Genomic DNA, 17,768 nt, shown 5'->3' with positions numbered 1-17,768 from the left:
TTAGCCCTCCTGTGTCTTTGGAATAAATGGGCGGATGGCAAGGGCCGATAGTTGCAGCACCAGCAGGCAAGCGCCGGCAAAGACAATGGCATCCGGTATCCACAATGGGACTTCGGCCACGCTTTCGCTGACTGCGCCGCGCTTCCAGTTCTTGATCAAGTTGCGCCACAGGAATGTGCAGAAGTAGGCCCCCAGACCAGTTGCGCAGGCAGCCACGATGAATTCGACCGCTTGCTTAATTCTGCGCGGGAGCCTGAGTGTAAGCAAGTTTACCTGGATCATGCCTCCGTCCCGCAGTGTCCAGGACAGCGATAGGAAGGTGATCGACAGAACCGCAAAGCCAATGAACTCATCCAGGACATGGGTCGAGGTATCGAACAAAGTCCTCATGACGGTTTCCAGCAGGATGTGTGAAACGGCGTAGATGAGAATGGCAGCCGCGCAAATCAGGGCGCAATAGGACACAGCATCAATCGCACGCAGAAGAAGTCGCATGGTATTCTCCGGGATCGTCGGTGGCTTCAGGAGACGCCACCGACTTGTGGGGTGTTATTGAGCTTTCGCTGCATTGAAGGCGTCGATCAGGGCTTGCCCCCGGGCGCCGGTGGTCTCCAGCCAGTCGTTCAGTGCAGCTTTGCCGGCGGCTTGCAGGGCGGCCCGGTAGGTGTCGTTGTCCGATGTGACCACAGACACTTTGTTTTCAGCCAGCTGACCGTAGGTTGCGGCAAGACGATCCGGGATCGCAGCCCAGTTCTGATCGCGGGTTTCGGCGGCGGCTTCGAGGACAGCAGCCTGCTGCTCTGCGCTGAGACCATCGAAAGTGCTTTTCGAGATGTGGACGAAATTCAGAGGGATCGCATAGTTGTAGATCTCGGTGAACGTGGTGAAGTGTTCCCAGAAGCTGCCTGAAACTCCGCCCTCGGCAGATGTCAGGACCGCATCAATTGCGCCGGTCGAGATAGAAGGAACAACGTCGGCCCAGGACAAGCGAACCGCGGCTGCGCCCAGTTCGTTCAGAGCGGTGGTGCCGTTTTTGTCATAGGTGCGGATTTTCAGTCCCGCCAATGCATCGGTCGAGTTCTTCGCATCAGTGGCCCAGATGCCTGACGGCGGCCAGGGAGAGGCGTAGAGCAGGATCTGGTCGTTTTCTTCAAAGACCCTTTTGAACTCGGGTTCAGCCACCTTGTAGAGCAATTCGGCCTCTTCCACTGTGGTCACGAAGAAAGGCAGCGAAGAGATCAGGAACAGCGGATCAATGCCGCCAAGCGCGCCGCCGTAGGTGTCGGCGATTTCCAGGGCTCCCTCGCCGACGGCGTCAAAGTGATCAGCCGACTTGTAGCCCAAGGCACCGCCGTAATGGACCACGACCTCGACGGACCCGCCGGTCTTTTCGGCGACCAATGAGGCAAAGCGCGCATCGCCAACCCCATGGATGGAAGTGGCCGAATACTCGTTGGAAAGGTTCAGGGTGACATCAGCCGCATTTACTACGGCGCCGGTGACAGCGAACGAAAGTGCCGCCACGCTTGCGAGAAGCATGTGTTTCATTTTGGGTTCTCCTTGTTGGTTTGGTTTGGATTTGGACGTCAGCTGCCCAGTGTCATTGAGGCAATGTCATGGGGCATGTCGGTCAGCATCTCGTAGCCGTCATTGGTGATCAGAACGGTGTCCGAGTGGCGGAACCCGCCCTGGCCGCGCCAGTAGATGCCTGGCTCGATGCTGATCACCATGTTCTCCTGCAGGACGTCGTCACTGCCTTCGGCAACCCAGGGGCCTTCGTGACCTCCCATGCCGATCCCATGGCCAGTGCGATGCAGGAGATTGTTCCCAAAGCCCTCGGCGCGAAGAAACTCCATCACCTTGTGGTCGACATCGTGGCAGCTGACGCCTGGGCGCAAAGCTGCGAAGCCAATCTTTCCGGCTTCGACCATGGTGTTGAAAACTTCGGCATCTTCTTTGCGGGGAGAGGTCACAAAGAAGGTGCGTTCAGTTTCCGCGGAATACCCATTCACACGCAGGAAAGAGAGACCGACATTCGGCCCTTCTATCAGGGTGTCCGAGGGCTCTGGAAAGCGGTGCGGCTGGGCACTGAAGGGTGCGGACCAAATGCCCTGCCAGATGTTTGAAATATAAGGGTCAAGATACCCTTCTTGTTGCGCGATTTCCTCTCGCAACAGACTGTTCGCCTTGTCGGTGTCCGCGATACGGCCACCGTGGCGGGCCAAATCCATCGCTAGCTTCAGGCCACGGTCTGAATACTTCGCCGCCTTACGGATGGCAGCAACCTCGTAAGGGCTTTTGACCATGCGGAGCTGTTCGACATAAGGCAGGACCTGAGGCGACCAGCTGGACAGCGCGACCATCAACTCACCGGTGATCGACATCTCGACGCCAATGTTTGCATCAGCGGACAGCACCGTTTGCAGCGCTTCGATATAGCTGCCCCCGGCCGGTGCGGGGTAGTCGATGTATTCGACGATCAGATGCGGCACAGCGATGGTCGCCATGTTCTCGGCTTCGATCCGGGGTGTCAGAAAGACCGGTTGGTTACCCGGACGGACGACAATGAAGAAAGGCCGTTCAAAGGGTTCGTAGCGGAAACCAGTGAAGTAAAAGATGCTGTCTTTCGTCGAAATCAGAAAGGCGTCCAGGCCTGCCTTCTTGATTTTCTCTTCGAGAGCGGAGAAGCGGGTTTGGTGTTCGAGCATGGTCTTCCTCAACTAACAATCAGGACTGACTGTTTCTTTATTGAGGCCTGTTCTGCCCGGCGTTTTCTGCTCTTCTCGGCCGGGATTCAGCATAGGATGCTTTGGGGGCGGCGGCTGCCAGCATAATCTGTTTTCACCCCGGCGGGCGGAGAAATTGGCAGCTCGTGACCGAACTCTGCCTTAGTCTAAGGCTTAAGTGTGAGTTTAGCTCGTTCGTGCCAAAACTTGTTCCTCCAAAACGATGAAAGCCGACGGTTAGGCCGGCTTTCAAAAGGTATGTCTTGGAATTTCAGTGCTGGTACACTCCGCGGAAGAACTCATGCCAGCGAAGCGACAACCATTGCTCCGATGACGGCGAGGCCAGTTGCAACAAACCCGAAAAGCTCGGCGGTGTTCTTGAGGTCTTTGGTCATTTTCGTCTCCTGTGAATGATGTTGGCAAGCTCTGTTGTTGAGCTTGAGATAACTTTTAAGACACTGCTTTTACTCAATAAACCACCAAGTCATCATCCCCGGTATGCCAGCTGCGCATGCCTTGAGAGAGTGAATTTCGCACCACTCTCCTTTGGCGGAATTTTGTGCTGCTGCGGCGTTGGCAGGAAGCAAATTCTGCTGCAGCTCTCCGTCAGGGGCGATTTGAAGCACTCCTGAACTCAAAAAAGCGTTTCCGGGAATCGCTGCCGTCAATGGCAGAGGCTTAAGGCGGAGAAGACACACAGGCCGCACCTGCGAAGGTGCGGCCTGTTCTTTCTTCAAAACTCAGTTCCAGCTGCTGAAGAACCGGATTTTGGGATCACCCCAAAAGCAGCTCGGGCAACCAAAGAGCGATCTCCGGAACAAATGTCGTCAGAGCCAGGGTTGGAAGCCACGCGAAGATGATGAAAATCAGCGTCGGCAGCAGCATGCTGGAAACTGGTGTCTTGGTGATTTTCGCGCCGAGGTACAGCAAGGGGGCAGTAGGCGGCGTAATGTTCGCCATTCCAAGGTTGACCCCCAGCACAGCGGCAAAATGGATCGGGTCCATTCCAACTCCCTGCACAATCGGCAGCAGGATCGGTGTCGACAGCAGCAGGCCAGAAATGTCGTCCATCAGCATACCGATCAGGATCATGACCAGGTTGACCATCAGCAGGATCACAATCGGGTTGTCTGACACAGAGTAGACCAGATCCTTTGCGATGTTCGGGATATCCTCAAAGATCAGGAACTTGCTGACAATCAGCACCATGAAGATCATCACCATGACGACGCCGATGATCACACCTGAATCCGTCAACGCTTCAACCAGAGCCCGCCAAGTCAGGCCGCGGTAGACATAGATTGCCACAGGAATAGCGTAGACGACCGCAACGCCGGCGGCTTCTGTCGGTGTCATGATACCGCCGTAGATGCCCCCCAGAATAATGAGCGGCATCAGCAAAGCTGGAAAGGCCAGAGTCGCCTTTTGCCGGAATGCCATGCCAAATTCCTGCGGGCGCTCCAGCAATTCGATATCATCATATTTGCGCAGCATGAACTGGTTCACAGCGATAAGCAGAGTTATCAGAATAAGCGCAGGGACGACTGTCGACAGAAAGCACTTGAGCACCGATTGCTGCGCCACCCAGCCATAGAGAATATGGTTTCCGCTGGGCGGGATCAGAAGGCCCAAGGGGCTTGCGCATACGATCAGCGCGGCCGATTGCCCTTCGGGGTAATTCGCGCGGCGAAGATGCGGCATCATGATGCTGCCGATACAGGTCAGCGTCGCATTGGCGGCACCGGAAATGGATCCGAAGATCCCGCATGCCAGAACGGTTGCTGCGCTCAACCCGCCTTTCAGGTGGCCGATGAACAGTTCGGCAAGGCTGACAAGCGGAGCCGCGATTTTGCCGCGCTCCATGATTGTCCCGGCAATCATAAAGAGAGGGATCGCCAGCAGAACCAGGGATCGCAGTTTCGTCGAACCCGACGGCAGGTAGCCCGAAACTTCGTGCCCTCCCATGGCCGCAAGGAAAAGAAGAACCGCACCAAATGCCACATAAACGCTAACACCCAGCAGCAGCATGCCGCAGATAATGACCAGACTGCCTGCAATGATCATTGATCAGCCTCCTCTTTCTTGTTCATGTCTTCGGCGTCCGTGTCGTCCCCGTAGTCAATTTCGATGCCTCTGATGTGCGCGTAGAGATACGCCGCGGCAAAAATCGTCATGAAGAAGAAGCCAAGGAAGATTGAGACCCGCCAAGCGAAGTATGGGATCTTCAGGGCCGGGGTGGTTTTCCAGATCGGGTATTTGGCCAGTTCCTCGGCCAGCATCAGATACCCCCAGTAGAGAATGGCTGCGGTCACCACCAATTCAATGGTCAGCACGATCAGTCGGCGCCACCATCGCAGCCTGGGGTTTGTGATAATGATCCCGAGGATGTCTGCATTGATGTGGTGTCCGCGTTCGGAGGCCAAAGCTGATCCAGCAAAGAACCCCCAGAAACAGGCTGTCAGCAGCCATTCCTCATAGGCGAACAGATCACCGTTGAAACCATATCTGATGATCACGACCAGAAAAAACGTGACTGACATCAGAAATCCGCTGAGGATCACGATCCAGCGCATCATCCTCAGGGAGCCCTGAAGAGGCGTTGCGATACCCTTTGGTAATATCTCGGCTATATGCGCCATAGATTTCCCCCTGTATGCATACACTTGGGCCGACCTGTGACGGCCGGCCCTTCTTGTGTTTTCAGTGTTTTAGTTCAGGCTGGACAGAAGGCGATCGATGTTATCCTTACCGACGCTGTCTTCAAGCATGGGCCAGATTTCGGTGCGTACCTTGCTGGCCATGGCCTCCTGCTCTTCCGGGGACAACTTCAGAATGGTGTAGCCGCTTTCGACCAGCTTCTGCTCGAAGACCGCATCGTTTTCACGGTTGTAAGCGAAGAAGTCATCCGAAGCCTTGGTGAAGGCCGTTTGCACGACATCACGCTGCGCTTCGTTCAGCTCTTCCCAGGTCTTTTCCGAAACGTAGTAGGAGGTGTTCTCGGGGATCGAATTGTACTGGACGAAATGCGAACCCACGTCGCTCTTTGCAAAGATCGAGTAAGTTGCTGTCTTCGTGCAGCAGATTGCGCCATCAACAATGCCAGACTGGATTGCAGGGAAGATGTCGCCCCAAGACATGGTTGTCGCTTGGTAGCCCAGGGTCTCGACCATCGACTTCACGACATTTGAGGACCAAACACGAATGTTCATGTTTTTGGCGTCGAAGTTGTTCCAGTTGGCCGGTTCTTCAGTGGCCACGATGCCGACAAAACCTTCCGGGTTTTGACCGAGCAGGCGCACACCATGGTCAGAAAGGGTTTCTTGAATGATGGTGTTGAACTCGGAATCCAGGTCGCGCATAACCGAGTTCATCTCGTCCCAATCGCTCACAAGAAACGGCATGGACAGGATTTCAAGACGCGGGTCGGTGTCTGCATACAGAAATGCAGCGGCAAAATCGATGTTCCCGCGCGCGACATCTTCGAGCAGGGCTTCGCCGGATCCGAGCTGGTTGGCCGGGAAAACGGAGATTTTCAGGCCCACGTTAGCGGCCTCAATGTCTGCTTTGACCTGTTCCATCATTTTGGAACCCTGGTGATCTACCGGGAAAACCCCGGCGAACTTCAGCCGCATATCGGCGGCAAATGCGGGCGCGGCAAGCTGCAATGCAACAGATCCAGCTGCCAGATATTTCAGGAATGTTTTCATCTTCAGTATCTCTCCTCATGACCGAAGGTTTTCGTGGTCGAGGGTGTTCCCGCGCGCGTCCTCGTCGTGCTCTGCTGTGAGAGCGTCAGCAGAGCGAACAAGGTCTGCAGCGTTTTGCGGGCGAGCCTGCCGAGACCACCGCCAGCCAATCGCCTGTGTCCGCAGGGTCAAAAAACTGTGGTGTTTCCGGCATCACCAAAGGTTCCCCTCCTCCTCTTTGGTTCAATCAGAGTAGGAGCACGGCAAATCCTGATTATGCTGAAGGCTGCAGTGAAACGGCAGAATCTGTGGGCTTAATCAGGTCCTTCAGTGCCATCTTTTGCGCTGCGCCGCGTGCCGTCAGTTTGTCGATTCTAACGCTCATTTTTTACTTACGGCCTGCCTTTGGCGGGTTGCGGCTTGGTGCCTGCATCTCGTGATCTTGGCGGGGCGTTCGTTCAGCGATCTATGAGACGGCAAACAGTTTGATGGCCCAAACTTCTGCCAAGGCGGCACAGAATGCCTTTTCCGGACAGGAAAACAAAATTTCATGAAGCGAGCGCCCATTACCATGCCGATCAAACACAAGAGGGTGCGTGATGACTCCATATGAACAAGTGCTGGCGGAGCTGCCGGCAGAGATCGTGGTGAACGACAAAGACATAATCAACGGTTACACAACTGACTTCCGGAAGAAGTATACCGGCGAAAGCCCCGCACTGCTGCGACCCCGTTCGACAGAGGAAGTGGCCTCAATTGTCAAACTTTGCAATCTGCACAGCGTCGCCCTTGTCCCGGTCGGCGGCAACACAGGATATTGCGGCGGCGCGACCCCGGACGTAAGCGGCCAGCAACTGCTGATCAGCTTGCAGCGCATGAACAAGATCCGGGAGGTGGATGCCGACAACCTCTCGATCACTGTTGATGCGGGATGCATTCTCTCTGAGATCCATGAAGCGGCGGAACAGGAGAACTTGATGTTCCCCTTGTCGCTTGGCTCTCAGCAATCGTGCCAAATTGGCGGGAACATTTCGACAAATGCCGGAGGGGTTTCGGCAGTTCGCTACGGGATTACCCGGGACCTGGTTCTGGGCCTCGAGGTCGTGCTGCCGGATGGCCAAGTGCTCAGCAACCTGTCCCCGCTGCGGAAGGACAATCGAGGGTATGCGTTGCACCAGCTTCTGATTGGCGCTGAAGGCTCGCTCGGTATCGTTACAGGAGCCTCTTTGCGTCTGTTTTTGCCCGCGGCGAGTCGCGTCACTGCCTTTCTGGCGATCAATGAGATCAGTGATTTGATGCCGCTCTTGGCAAAAGCTCAGCGGTATACAGGTGAGGCGGTCACGTCGTTCGAATACATCTCTGGTGCATCTCTCGACCTTCTCTTTGCCGGCAAACCTGAATTGCGCCGCCCCATTCAAACTCCTTCCGAACATTTTGTGCTGATCGAGGCCGCATCGTCCTCCCCGATTCTGGGCCTCGACCAGGCCATCGAAGCGTTTTTTGAGGATGGAATGTCCGGCGAAACAATCGTGGACGGTGTCATTGCAACAAGCGAACAGCAAAGACAGGACTTTTGGAACCTGCGTGAACACATCCCCGAAGGTGAAGTGCTCAACGGCGGCTCAGTGAAGCATGATGTTTCTGTTCGTATCTCTGATATGGCCAGGTTCATTGAACTTGGCTCCGATCTCGTCCATCGGTACGGGCAGGGAGCCCGCCTTTCTGTTTACGGCCATGTTGGGGATGGCAATGTACACTTCAACGTGCTTGCCCCGGAAGGTGCCGAGTCTCCAGCCTACCTCGATGAAGTGAGTGCAAAGGTTTCCCCCTGCATTTATGACCTCGTCGCAAAACTCGACGGCTCATTCAGCGCTGAATACGGACTTGGGCAGGACAAGCTGCCACTTGATCAAATCTATGGAGACCCGATCAAACGGCAATTCATGAACGCATTGAAGAATGCCTTTGACCCTCTAAGTGTCATGAACCCAGGCAAAGTGGTTAATGGTCACACAGGTACTCATTTGAAGTAAAGCTGCTTTTTGACGAAAATGGCTAACCTTATCGGGCTGTGTGTACGAAAATGTAAGCCACACAGTCCAATAATTGGCACTTGAGATATGTCGGCCGCCTATCTCTGAGAGGGACGCCACTAGTACAGATGACGTGAGAATTCGGTCTGATCCATACATTCATTTCCTAAACTACTGCATCATCTTCGAACGACCGGTTTAAGGGGAGGCGAATCGGCTTTTTCTACGATCGGTGGGCGTTTCCTTTGCTCCGAACTTGCTTTGGCCAATGGCGGCTTTACGCGCTTCCTTCCCGTTACTGTCTAGTGCAGCATTTCGTAGTTTCGGGCTCTCACCAAGATTTCGCCGCCACCAGGCCGAGCCTTGGATTTTGGGACACGGATGGCAGCACATCATCGGAAACGCCGCAGGATCAATCTCTTGGCCAGAGCTGTCGATGGCCGGTTCCTGTCCACGCACAACAAGGATCTTGCTGCGTTGGCATTCGGCGGCAGTGAGCCCTCAGCAGTCATTGGTTTCAGCGCGAAGCTTTGCAAATGTAGCACCTCTTCAACAGCGTCAAGCAGACATTGACCTCGGGAGGAACTTTGGTGGCAATCTATTCAGCGGCATTCTTTAAAGTGGCCATCAGCTGATGGAACTTCTCACCTTGGACGGCCACGTGCTCCCGCAGTGTATTGGCAGCAAGGTCTGACGTACCCATTTCCAGCGCCCGAACGATATGTTCATGTTCGGCCATTGACTGTGCCATCCGGCCGCGGAAACGCAGCTGCTGGCGACGGAACGGTTTCAGCCGTTTGTGCAGTTTAGTAGCTTCCTGGGTCAAGAAACCGTTGCCCGACTGCTGGTAGATGATTCTGTGAAACCGCTCGTTCTCGGCATAATAGGCATCTGAGTCACGAGCATCGACTGCGGCTTGGCAGTTCGAATTGGCCTCCCTCAGCTCCTCTAGCGCCGCTTCCGAGATCCGTAGAGCAGCCAGTCGGCCGCAAACCGCCTCCAGCTCTGCCATCACCTCGAACATCTCCATTAGCTCCACCGGTCCGGGCTGGCGCACAAAGGCGCCGCGGCGCGGGATCAGTTCGACCAGGCCAGACAGGGCAAGCCGTTGAAAGGCTTCGCGAAGCGGCGTGCGCGAGACGCCGAACTGCTCTGCTAGCCGGACTTCGTCCAGCCGTTCGCCATCGGGAAAAGTCCCGTTGAAAATCAGCTCCTCCAGCTGCTCGGCGATGTTGTCGGCGCGGCGTTGTTCCATGCCTCTAGGTTTACTTTCGGTGTAATTGAAATTCAAGCATGGTATTTTTGTATACAAAAATGTTGATTTGAAAAACAAAAAACGCTTACCCTTTTGCCATCCCCTGGTCCGCCAGGAGAATATTAAGGGAGGAAAAAATGAAATCTGTTTTGAAGGCCGCCGTGGCGGGACTGGCGCTGGCTGCTGCGGGCAGCCTGGCAAACGCAACTGAGCTGCGCCTGTCGCATCAATGGTCCAACAAGGACATCCGTCATCAGGTTGCCCAGATCGTCGCCGATGAGGTGGCTGCTGCGGATGTGGATCTGAACATCAAGATCTTCGGCTCGAAATCGCTATTCAAGCCGCGCGAGCAGTATAAGCCGCTGAGCCGCGGCCAGCTGGATATGACGGTGCTGCCGCTCTCTTATGCAGGCGGCCAGCAGCCCGCCTATAACCTCACCCTGATGCCGGGGCTGGTGAAGAACCACGACCACGCCGCGCGCCTGAGCGACTCGCCCTTCATGGAGGCGCTGGAGGCCAAGATGGCCGAGGATGATGTGATGGTGCTGGTGCATGGCTACCTTGCCGGCGGTTTTGCCGGCAAGGACAAGTGCATCACCAAGCCCGAGGACGTGAAAGGGTTGCAAACCCGGGCCGCCGGCAAGTCGTTTGAACAGATGCTGGCCGGTGCAAACGCATCGATTGCTTCAATGGCCTCGTCTGAGATCTACAACGCCATGCAGACCGGCGTCCTGCAGGCCGCGAATACATCCTCCTCGTCGTTTGTTTCCTACCGAATCTTCGAGCAGGTCAGCTGCTACACCCCCGCGGGCGATGTGGCGCTGTGGTTCATGTATCAGCCGCTCTTGATGAACAAGCGCACCTTTGACGGCCTCAGCGAAGAGCAGCAGAACACCCTGCTGACGGCCTCGGAAAAGGCGCAGGCCTTCTATCTGGAGGAAGCCAAGAAGCAGGACGCCGCCTCGGCCAAGATTTTTGCCGATGCCGGTGTCGAGATCGCCGAGATGACGGCGGAGGATTTCGAAGCCTGGCGCAAGCTGGCGGTGGAGACCTCTTATCAGAAGTTCGTCGATGAGGTTCCGGACGGGCAGACACTGCTCGACCTGGCGCTGGCAGTTGAGTGACCCCCTCGCCTGACTGCCACCTGAGCGGCCCTTGTGCCGCTCCGCTCCCCCTCAACTTCTTCAACAACGGGAGGCGATGATGGCCAGCCATAGCAATGCTGCTGTAGCCCACGCCGGTAACAATCCCTTTCTCCGCCTGGCCGCAGCGCTTTCGACCCTTGCGGGCTGGTGCTCGGCCGGCATGATCGTCTCGGCGGTCGCAATCACTTGCCAGATGATCGTGGTGCGTTTTGTGCTGAACGGCTCCACCATCTGGCAGACAGAGGCCGTAATCTATTTGATCATCGCAGCCACCCTGGTGGGGCTGCCTTATGTGCAGCACCTGCGCGGCCATGTGAATGTCGACTTGATCCCGCTATCGCTGGCGCCCCGCGGGCGTTTTGCCCTGGCGGTGCTGACCGCGGGGCTGTCGATCGTCATCGTCGCGATCATGCTCTGGTACGGCTTTGAATACTGGCATTTCGCCTGGGAGCGCGGCTGGCGGTCGGACACCGTCTGGGGCGTGCGCCTGTGGATCCCCTACCTTGCGATCCCCGTCGGCTTCGGCCTGCTGCTACTGCAACTGGTTGCAGATCTGGTGGCCGTGCTGACCGGCATCGATAAACCCTTTGGACTGGAGTAAAGCCGATGGACCCGCTTCTGCTTGGCGGAATCGTGGCGCTGGCCACCATTCTCGTACTGTTCTCCGGCGTCTCCGTGGCCATTGGCCTGCTGATTGTCTCCGCCGGTTTCCTGATCATCTTTGACGGCCCCCGTTCGCTGGAGCTGATGCCGGAAATCCTGTTCGGCAAGCTCGACAACTTTGCCCTGCTGTCGATCCCGATGTTCATCATCATGGGGGCATCGATTGCCTCCACCCGGGCCGGCGCCGATCTCTATGAGGTGCTGGAACGCTGGCTGACCCGCATTCCCGGCGGGCTGGTGGTTTCCAACCTCGGCGCCTGCGCTTTGTTTGCCGCCATGTCCGGCTCCTCGCCCGCAACATGTGCAGCCATTGGCAAGATGGGCATCCCCGAGATGCGCAAGCGCGGTTATCCTGATGGCGTCGCCGCAGGCTCCATCGCTGCAGGCGGCACGCTCGGCATCCTGATCCCGCCCTCGGTCACCATGATCGTCTACGGCATCGCGACTGAGACCTCGATCGGCCGCCTGTTCCTGGCCGGTGTGATCCCGGGCTTGATGCTGGTGGGCCTGTTCATGGCCTGGTCGCTCTACTCGACCTGGCGTTCGGGCGATGCCACCCGCCTTGGCTCGGGCAGCTACACCTGGAGCCAACGGTTTGAGATCCTGCCCCGCGTTCTGCCCTTCCTGGCGATCATCCTCGGCGTGCTCTACGCCATGTACGGCGGTATCGCCACGCCGTCCGAGACCGCTGCAGTCGGCGCACTCCTCTGCCTGATGATCGCGATGATCATCTACAAGCTGTGGAACCCGCGCGATCTGTGGGTGGTGCTGCGCGACAGCACCAAGGAAAGCGTGATGATTCTCTTCATCATCGCCGCCGCCGGTGTGTTCTCCTACATGCTGTCATCGCTGTTCATCACCCAGGCGATTGCCGAGTGGATCGGCACGCTGGATGTGAACCGCTGGGTGCTGATGGGGGCGGTCAATGTGTTCCTGCTGATCGCCGGTTTCTTCCTGCCGCCGGTTGCGGTGATCCTGATGGCGGCGCCGATCCTCTTGCCGATCATCACCACCGCCGGCTTTGATCCGATCTGGTTTGCCGTGGTGCTGACCATCAACATGGAAATCGGCCTGATCTCGCCGCCGGTTGGCCTCAACCTCTATGTGATCAACGGCATTGCTCCGGACATCTCGCTGAAGACCATCCTCACCGGCTCGCTGCCCTTCGTGGCCTGCATGGTGGTGGCGATTGTCCTCCTGTGCCTGTTCCCGGGTCTGGCCACGTGGCTGCCCGACCTGGTGATGGGAGCGGCGCTATGAGCCTCTTGGCTGAGCTCCTGTCCACGGTGTTCGAGCGGCGCCAGCGCCGCGAGGCCGCCGCGGAGCCGGACGGCCGCCCGCTGGAGGAGCTGGCCAGCGCGCTGGTCGGCTCCACCGGGGAAACCTCCGGCCTCGCCTTGGCCGAAGAGATCCTGACCCGCTTTGCAACGCTGGAGGACGAAGGCGAACGCACCTTTTTCCGCCAGCTCGCCACTGGCATGAACATCGACCCCGAAACCGTCCGCAAGACGCTGGAGGCCTACGAGAAGAACCCATCCAAGGCCACCTACCGCGCCTTCATGGAGGCTTCCGAGCCGCGCCGGCAGGAGCTAATCCGCCGTCTGAACCGGGTGCCCAATGCCACCGGCGCACTGGTGCGGATGCGGGCGGACCTGCTGCGACTGGGCCGGGGCGAGCCGGAGCTGGAGGCGCTGGATCTCGACTTCCGCCACCTGTTTGCTAGCTGGTTCAACCGTGGTTTCCTAGTGCTGCGCCCGATCAGCTGGGAGAGCCCGGCGCATATCCTGGAAAAAATCATCGCCTACGAGGCGGTGCATGCCATCGGCAGCTGGGATGACCTGCGCCGCAGGCTGGAGCCCACCGACCGGCGCTGCTTTGCCTTCTTCCACCCATCAATGCCGGACGAGCCGCTGATCTTTGTCGAGGTGGCCCTGACCAAGGGTATTCCCGGCTCGGTCCAGGCCCTATTGGCCGAAGATCGTGAGGCGATGCCCGCGGAAGACGCCACCACCGCTGTGTTCTATTCGATTTCCAACTGCCAGGCCGGGCTGGCCAGCATCTCTTTCGGCAACTCGCTGATCAAGCAGGTGGCCAGCGATCTGGCGGCCGAGCTGTCGGGGCTTGATACTTTCGTCACCCTCTCGCCCATCCCCGGACTGACCAAATGGCTGAAACAGAAGGGCCTCGCTTGGGATGAGGAAAACCCCGAGGAGATGCGCGCCACCGCCGCCCGCTACCTGCTGACGGCCAAGGGCAAGGGCGGGCTGCCCTATGACCCGGTCGCCCGCTTCCACCTGGGCAACGGCGCCATCGTGCATGCGGTCCACGCCGACGCGGATACCTCGGACAAAGGTCGCGCCCAGTCCGGCGGCGCCATGGTCAACTACCTCTACGACCTCACGAAAACCGCCCAAAACCACGAGCACTTCGCCGCCACCCAACAGGTTGTGGCCTCCGCCGAGGTGCAATCCCGTGCGGCATCCGCCAGCCCACAGGCTTAAGAAAGGCAAAACCCCATGGCAAATCCATTGTTTGACCGCCTTTTCGGCATCCACGCCGGTAAGGCCACTCCCTTCCTGCATCTGCTGAACGGCGAGGTGATCACCCATCAGGACTTCCTCTGCACCGCCGCGCAGATCGCCAATGTGCTGGCCCAGACCGGGCTGAAACCAGGCGACCGGGTGGCGGCGCAAGTGGAAAAATCCCCGGAAGCTCTGGCGCTTTATGCAGCCTGCGCCCAGGCCGGGCTGATCTTCCTGCCGCTGAACACCGCCTACACGGCGGAAGAGCTCACCTATTTCATCGAAAACAGTGGCGCCTCGGTGGTGATCTGCGATGCCCGCAGCGAGGCCACCTTGGCCTCGATTGCCAAACAGCTTGGCGCTGGAATCGAGACGCTGAACGCCGACGGCTCCGGCACCCTGATGGACCAGGCCGCCGCCATGCCGGTCTCCTTTGCCACGGTTGAGCGCGACGGCGATGACCTCGCCGCCTTCCTCTACACCTCCGGCACCACCGGCCGTTCCAAGGGGGCGATGCTGACCCAGAGCAATCTGCTGTCAAACGCCGAGACCCTGGCGCAGGAGTGGCGCTTTACGGCGGACGACGTGCTGCTGCACGCTCTGCCGATCTTCCACACCCACGGGTTGTTCGTGGCCACCAACGTGACCCTGGCGGCGGGCGGCAGCCTGATCTTCATGCCGAAATTCGATCTCGACGCGGTGCTGAAGCACATGCCGCAGGCCACCAGCCTGATGGGCGTGCCGACCTTCTACACACGGCTTTTGAGCGACGATCGCTTCACCCACGAGCTGACCGGCCATGTGCGGCTGTTCGTCTCCGGTTCGGCGCCGCTGCTGGCAGAAACCCATGTCCAGTTCGAAGAGCGCACCGGCCACCGCATCCTCGAACGCTACGGCATGACCGAAACCAACATGAACACCTCCAACCCGTTTGAAGGCGACCGCCGCGCCGGCACTGTCGGCTTCCCGCTGCCGGGGGTGGAGCTGAAAATCACCGACCCGGCCAGCGGCGAACCCCTGCCGCAGGGCGAGGTCGGCCAGATCGAGGTGCGCGGCCCCAATGTGTTCAAAGGCTATTGGCAGATGCCGGAGAAAACCGCTGCCGAACTGCGCGAAGACGGGTTCTTCATTACCGGCGACCTCGGCAAGATCGACGAAGACGGATATGTCCATATCGTCGGCCGCAACAAGGATCTGATCATCTCGGGCGGCTACAACATCTATCCGAAGGAGATTGAGCTGGTGCTGGACGACCAGCCCGGGGTTCTGGAAAGCGCAGTCATCGGTGTGCCGCACCCGGACTTTGGCGAGACCGTGCTGGGTGTTGTCATCGCTGAACCCAGCCAGTCCCCCGATCTGGACGCCATGATGGAGGCGGTGCGCCAGGCCCTCGCCCGCTTCAAGCACCCGCGCCAGCTGATCCTGCTGGATGAGCTGCCCCGCAACACCATGGGCAAGGTCCAGAAAAACATCCTGCGCGACACTTACAAGGACATGTTCGCGTCCTGACCCTCCTCTCCCTGGGAAGGCGCCTCCGCCCCGTGGAGCGCCTGCCGCCTTTTTTGCCGGAGAAAGATACAATGCCAAAATACAACAACATCCTAGTCCCGGTTTCCTTTGAAGCCGACTGTAATGCCGCCCAGGCCTTGGAAATTGCCGACGCCATCCGCGCCAGCGGCGGGCGGATCACCGTGCTGCACGTGCTGGAACAGCTGCCGCAGTATGCCAGCGACCAGCTTCCGGCGGACCACATGGAAATCGCGCGCTCGACCGTCACTGGAAAACTTACCCCCCTCGCAAGAGACCTGCCGGATGCGGAGATCGTGGTGGTGGAAGGCCACAGCGCCCGCGTTCTCCTCGATTACGCCGAGGAGAACGCGAAGGATTGCATCGTCCTGGCCAGCCATCGGCCAGGAATGCAGGATCTTTTCCTTGGTTCCACAGCCGCACGCGTCGTGCGCCAGGCACGGTGTTTAGTTCACGTAGTTCGGTGAAGGCCTGCCTTTCGGGGAAGCTGCATTGTGACGCGTCATTTCGGTCGCCGGTCGGTGTCGGACAGGTCGAGCCATTTAACCCGGAACGGTGAATGCGAGTTTGCAATGGTTGCCTTCGTGCTCAAAGCTGACGCTCTAATGAAACGATGTTGCGCACGCGGCGAATGACTGGAAGGTCCGGCGACCTGTAAATTCCCACCATAAAGAATGCTGCGTGGTGCGCGAACGGCCGGAATGGCCGCTGCACCGCAACATGAGAATTTGCGCGCGTGCAAAAATATCTTAGCTGCGAGCGCATGCAGCACAAAATGGCAACGACTGGTGAGGGCTCTCTCGTTGATTCCGCTGCGCGAAAGACGAACTTCTGCTCTGCTGAAAATCGCATGGGCTAAAGAGCGTTCCGGTATTTGACGTCCCTACGCTCTTTGCCCATGCTAACGTGGAGGCTAAGTATCGACCAAAGCAACACGGTAGATTTTTCCCACCAGAAAGAAACAGACGGCCGGTGCGGGCCTCAGCCCTGCGCCGCCTCCAGCGCCGCTTTCAGGTCGGCGATCAGGTCGTCTGCGTCCTCCAGCCCGACCGAAAAGCGCACCAGGCCGGGCGTGATGCCCAGTTCCGCCTTCAGCTCATCGCTGAGGCGCTGGTGGGTGGTGGTGGCCGGGTGGGTGGCGATGGATTTGGCATCGCCCAGATTGTTGGAGATCACCGGGATGGTCATTGCGTTCAGGAACTTGAACGCCGCGTCCTTGCCGCCCTTCAGGTCCAGCGACAGCACGGTGCCGCCCTTGCCGCCCAGCTGAGCCTGCACCAATGCGTTCTGCGCGTGACATTTCAGACCCGGATAGATGGTACGCTCCAGCGCTGCATGGCCGTCCAGCGCTTCGGCGATTTTCAGGGCGCTGTCCGCCTGGGCGTTGACCCGCAGGTCGATGGTTTCCAGCCCCTTCAGCATCACCCAGGCATTAAACGGGCTGAGACTGCCGCCGGTGTGCTTCATATAGGGTTCCAGCGTGCCGCGGATAAAATCTTTGGTGCCCAGCACCACCCCGCCCAGCGCCCGGCCCTGGCCGTCGATATGCTTGGTTGCGGAATAGATCACCACATCGGCGCCCTGTTCGATCGCGCGGGAAAACACCGGGGTCGAGAACACGTTGTCCACCACCACCGTGGCGCCCGCTGTGTGGGCGATCTTTGCAACCGCGGCAATGTCGATCACCTCCAGCGTCGGGTTCGACATGGACTCAAAAAACACCGCCTTGGTGTCCGGGCGCACGGCCTGCCGCCAGGCATCCAGATCGGTGCCGTCAATAAAGGTTACCTCGACCCCGAAGCGGCCAAGCACATCCGCCAGGATGTAGTTGCAGGATCCAAACAACGCCTTGGCCGACACGATGTGATCGCCCGCTTTCACCAGCGCGGTCAGCGCGCCGTTGACAGCCGCCATGCCGGAGGCGGTGGCGAAGGCATCCTCCGCCCCTTCCAGCGCCGCGATGCGCTTTTCGAACATGTCGACGGTCGGATTGCCGTAACGGGCATAGATGAACTCATCCGGGCCGGTCTCGATGAACCGCGCCTCGGCCTGTTCGGCACTCTCGTAGACAAAGCCCTGGGTCAGGAAGATCGCTTCGCTCACCTCGTTGTACTGGCTGCGGCGGGTGCCTGCGTGAACCAGCTTGGTGCGGCTGTTCCAGTTGTCGCTCATCTTCTGTCTCCTCGCGCCTGTCGCGCATAAAAAAACCCC

General features: G+C 58.5%; 15 protein-coding genes. 7 read left to right on the top strand and 8 right to left on the bottom strand.

The genetic code is table 11. The features are described 5' to 3' along the window. The 6 genes from K3724_RS06660 to dctP (K3724_RS06635) form a co-directional block, all read right to left on the bottom strand. A complete protein-coding gene (locus K3724_RS06660; protein ID WP_076618349.1) occupies positions 1-495 on the bottom strand; it encodes a TRAP transporter small permease in 495 nt (164 codons plus the stop codon). Between the two features lie 54 nt (positions 496-549). Continuing rightward, a complete protein-coding gene (locus K3724_RS06655; RefSeq protein ID WP_259991183.1) occupies positions 550-1,548 on the bottom strand; it encodes a TRAP transporter substrate-binding protein in 999 nt (332 codons plus the stop codon). Positions 1,549-1,586: 38 nt separating this feature from the next. After that, complete coding sequence (locus K3724_RS06650) at positions 1,587-2,708, bottom strand: Xaa-Pro peptidase family protein (protein ID WP_259991181.1); 1,122 nt, start codon at positions 2,706-2,708, stop codon at positions 1,587-1,589. 792 nt (positions 2,709-3,500) lie between these two features. Next, a complete protein-coding gene (locus tag K3724_RS06645) occupies positions 3,501-4,790 on the bottom strand; it encodes a TRAP transporter large permease (RefSeq protein WP_102848410.1) in 1,290 nt (429 codons plus the stop codon). Next, positions 4,787-5,302 (bottom strand): TRAP transporter small permease, encoded by a 516-nt coding sequence (locus K3724_RS06640; protein ID WP_259991177.1) that lies wholly within the window; start codon positions 5,300-5,302, stop codon positions 4,787-4,789. Before K3724_RS06640 ends, K3724_RS06645 begins: the two co-directional genes overlap by 4 nt. A 132-nt stretch (positions 5,303-5,434) precedes the next feature. Continuing rightward, a complete protein-coding gene (gene dctP, locus K3724_RS06635) occupies positions 5,435-6,433 on the bottom strand; it encodes a TRAP transporter substrate-binding protein DctP (protein WP_259991175.1) in 999 nt (332 codons plus the stop codon). A gap of 578 nt (positions 6,434-7,011) precedes the next feature. Here dctP (K3724_RS06635) and K3724_RS06630 point away from each other — a divergent pair. Further along, positions 7,012-8,445 carry an FAD-binding oxidoreductase gene (locus tag K3724_RS06630; RefSeq protein ID WP_259991173.1) on the top strand — a complete coding sequence of 478 codons (1,434 nt, stop codon included), beginning with the start codon at positions 7,012-7,014 and terminating at the stop codon, positions 8,443-8,445. Positions 8,446-9,043: 598 nt separating this feature from the next. Here K3724_RS06630 and K3724_RS06625 read toward each other — a convergent pair. After that, a complete protein-coding gene (locus K3724_RS06625; protein WP_259991172.1) occupies positions 9,044-9,700 on the bottom strand; it encodes a GntR family transcriptional regulator in 657 nt (218 codons plus the stop codon). Between the two features lie 137 nt (positions 9,701-9,837). Between K3724_RS06625 and dctP (K3724_RS06620) the strand changes: the two genes are divergently transcribed. The 6 genes from dctP (K3724_RS06620) to K3724_RS06595 all read left to right on the top strand — a co-directional run bounded on the left by dctP (K3724_RS06620) (position 9,838) and on the right by K3724_RS06595 (position 16,024). After that, positions 9,838-10,824: a TRAP transporter substrate-binding protein DctP gene (gene dctP, locus K3724_RS06620; RefSeq protein ID WP_259991170.1), complete on the top strand. Its 987-nt coding sequence runs from the start codon at positions 9,838-9,840 to the stop codon at positions 10,822-10,824. A 79-nt stretch (positions 10,825-10,903) separates the two neighbouring features. Beyond that, the gene (locus K3724_RS06615) at positions 10,904-11,446 is read left to right on the top strand and encodes a TRAP transporter small permease (protein ID WP_259992580.1); all 543 of its coding nucleotides are present in this window, start codon (positions 10,904-10,906) and stop codon (positions 11,444-11,446) included. Positions 11,447-11,451: 5 nt separating this feature from the next. Then, a complete protein-coding gene (locus tag K3724_RS06610) occupies positions 11,452-12,768 on the top strand; it encodes a TRAP transporter large permease (RefSeq protein WP_259991168.1) in 1,317 nt (438 codons plus the stop codon). Beyond that, the gene (locus tag K3724_RS06605; protein WP_259991166.1) at positions 12,765-14,009 is read left to right on the top strand and encodes a malonyl-CoA decarboxylase; all 1,245 of its coding nucleotides are present in this window, start codon (positions 12,765-12,767) and stop codon (positions 14,007-14,009) included. Before K3724_RS06610 ends, K3724_RS06605 begins: the two co-directional genes overlap by 4 nt. Before the next feature lie 15 nt (positions 14,010-14,024). Continuing rightward, entirely contained in the window at positions 14,025-15,539 is a 1,515-nt protein-coding gene (locus K3724_RS06600) for a malonyl-CoA synthase (RefSeq protein WP_259991164.1), read from the top strand. Positions 15,540-15,610: 71 nt separating this feature from the next. Next, positions 15,611-16,024 carry a universal stress protein gene (locus K3724_RS06595; RefSeq protein ID WP_259991162.1) on the top strand — a complete coding sequence of 138 codons (414 nt, stop codon included), beginning with the start codon at positions 15,611-15,613 and terminating at the stop codon, positions 16,022-16,024. 514 nt (positions 16,025-16,538) lie between these two features. On the opposite strand, the gene metZ is transcribed toward K3724_RS06595, so the two are convergent. Further along, on the bottom strand, positions 16,539-17,729 hold the full coding sequence (gene metZ, locus K3724_RS06590; protein ID WP_259991160.1) for an O-succinylhomoserine sulfhydrylase: 1,191 nt from the start codon (positions 17,727-17,729) through the stop codon (positions 16,539-16,541). Positions 17,730-17,768 lie beyond the last annotated feature (39 nt).

The organism is Leisingera sp. M658, assembly GCF_025144145.1.
Taxonomy (GTDB): Bacteria; Pseudomonadota; Alphaproteobacteria; order Rhodobacterales; family Rhodobacteraceae; genus Leisingera.
Note: the sequence above shows the minus strand (reverse complement) of the source record. Positions and strands in the feature narration are given on the sequence as shown.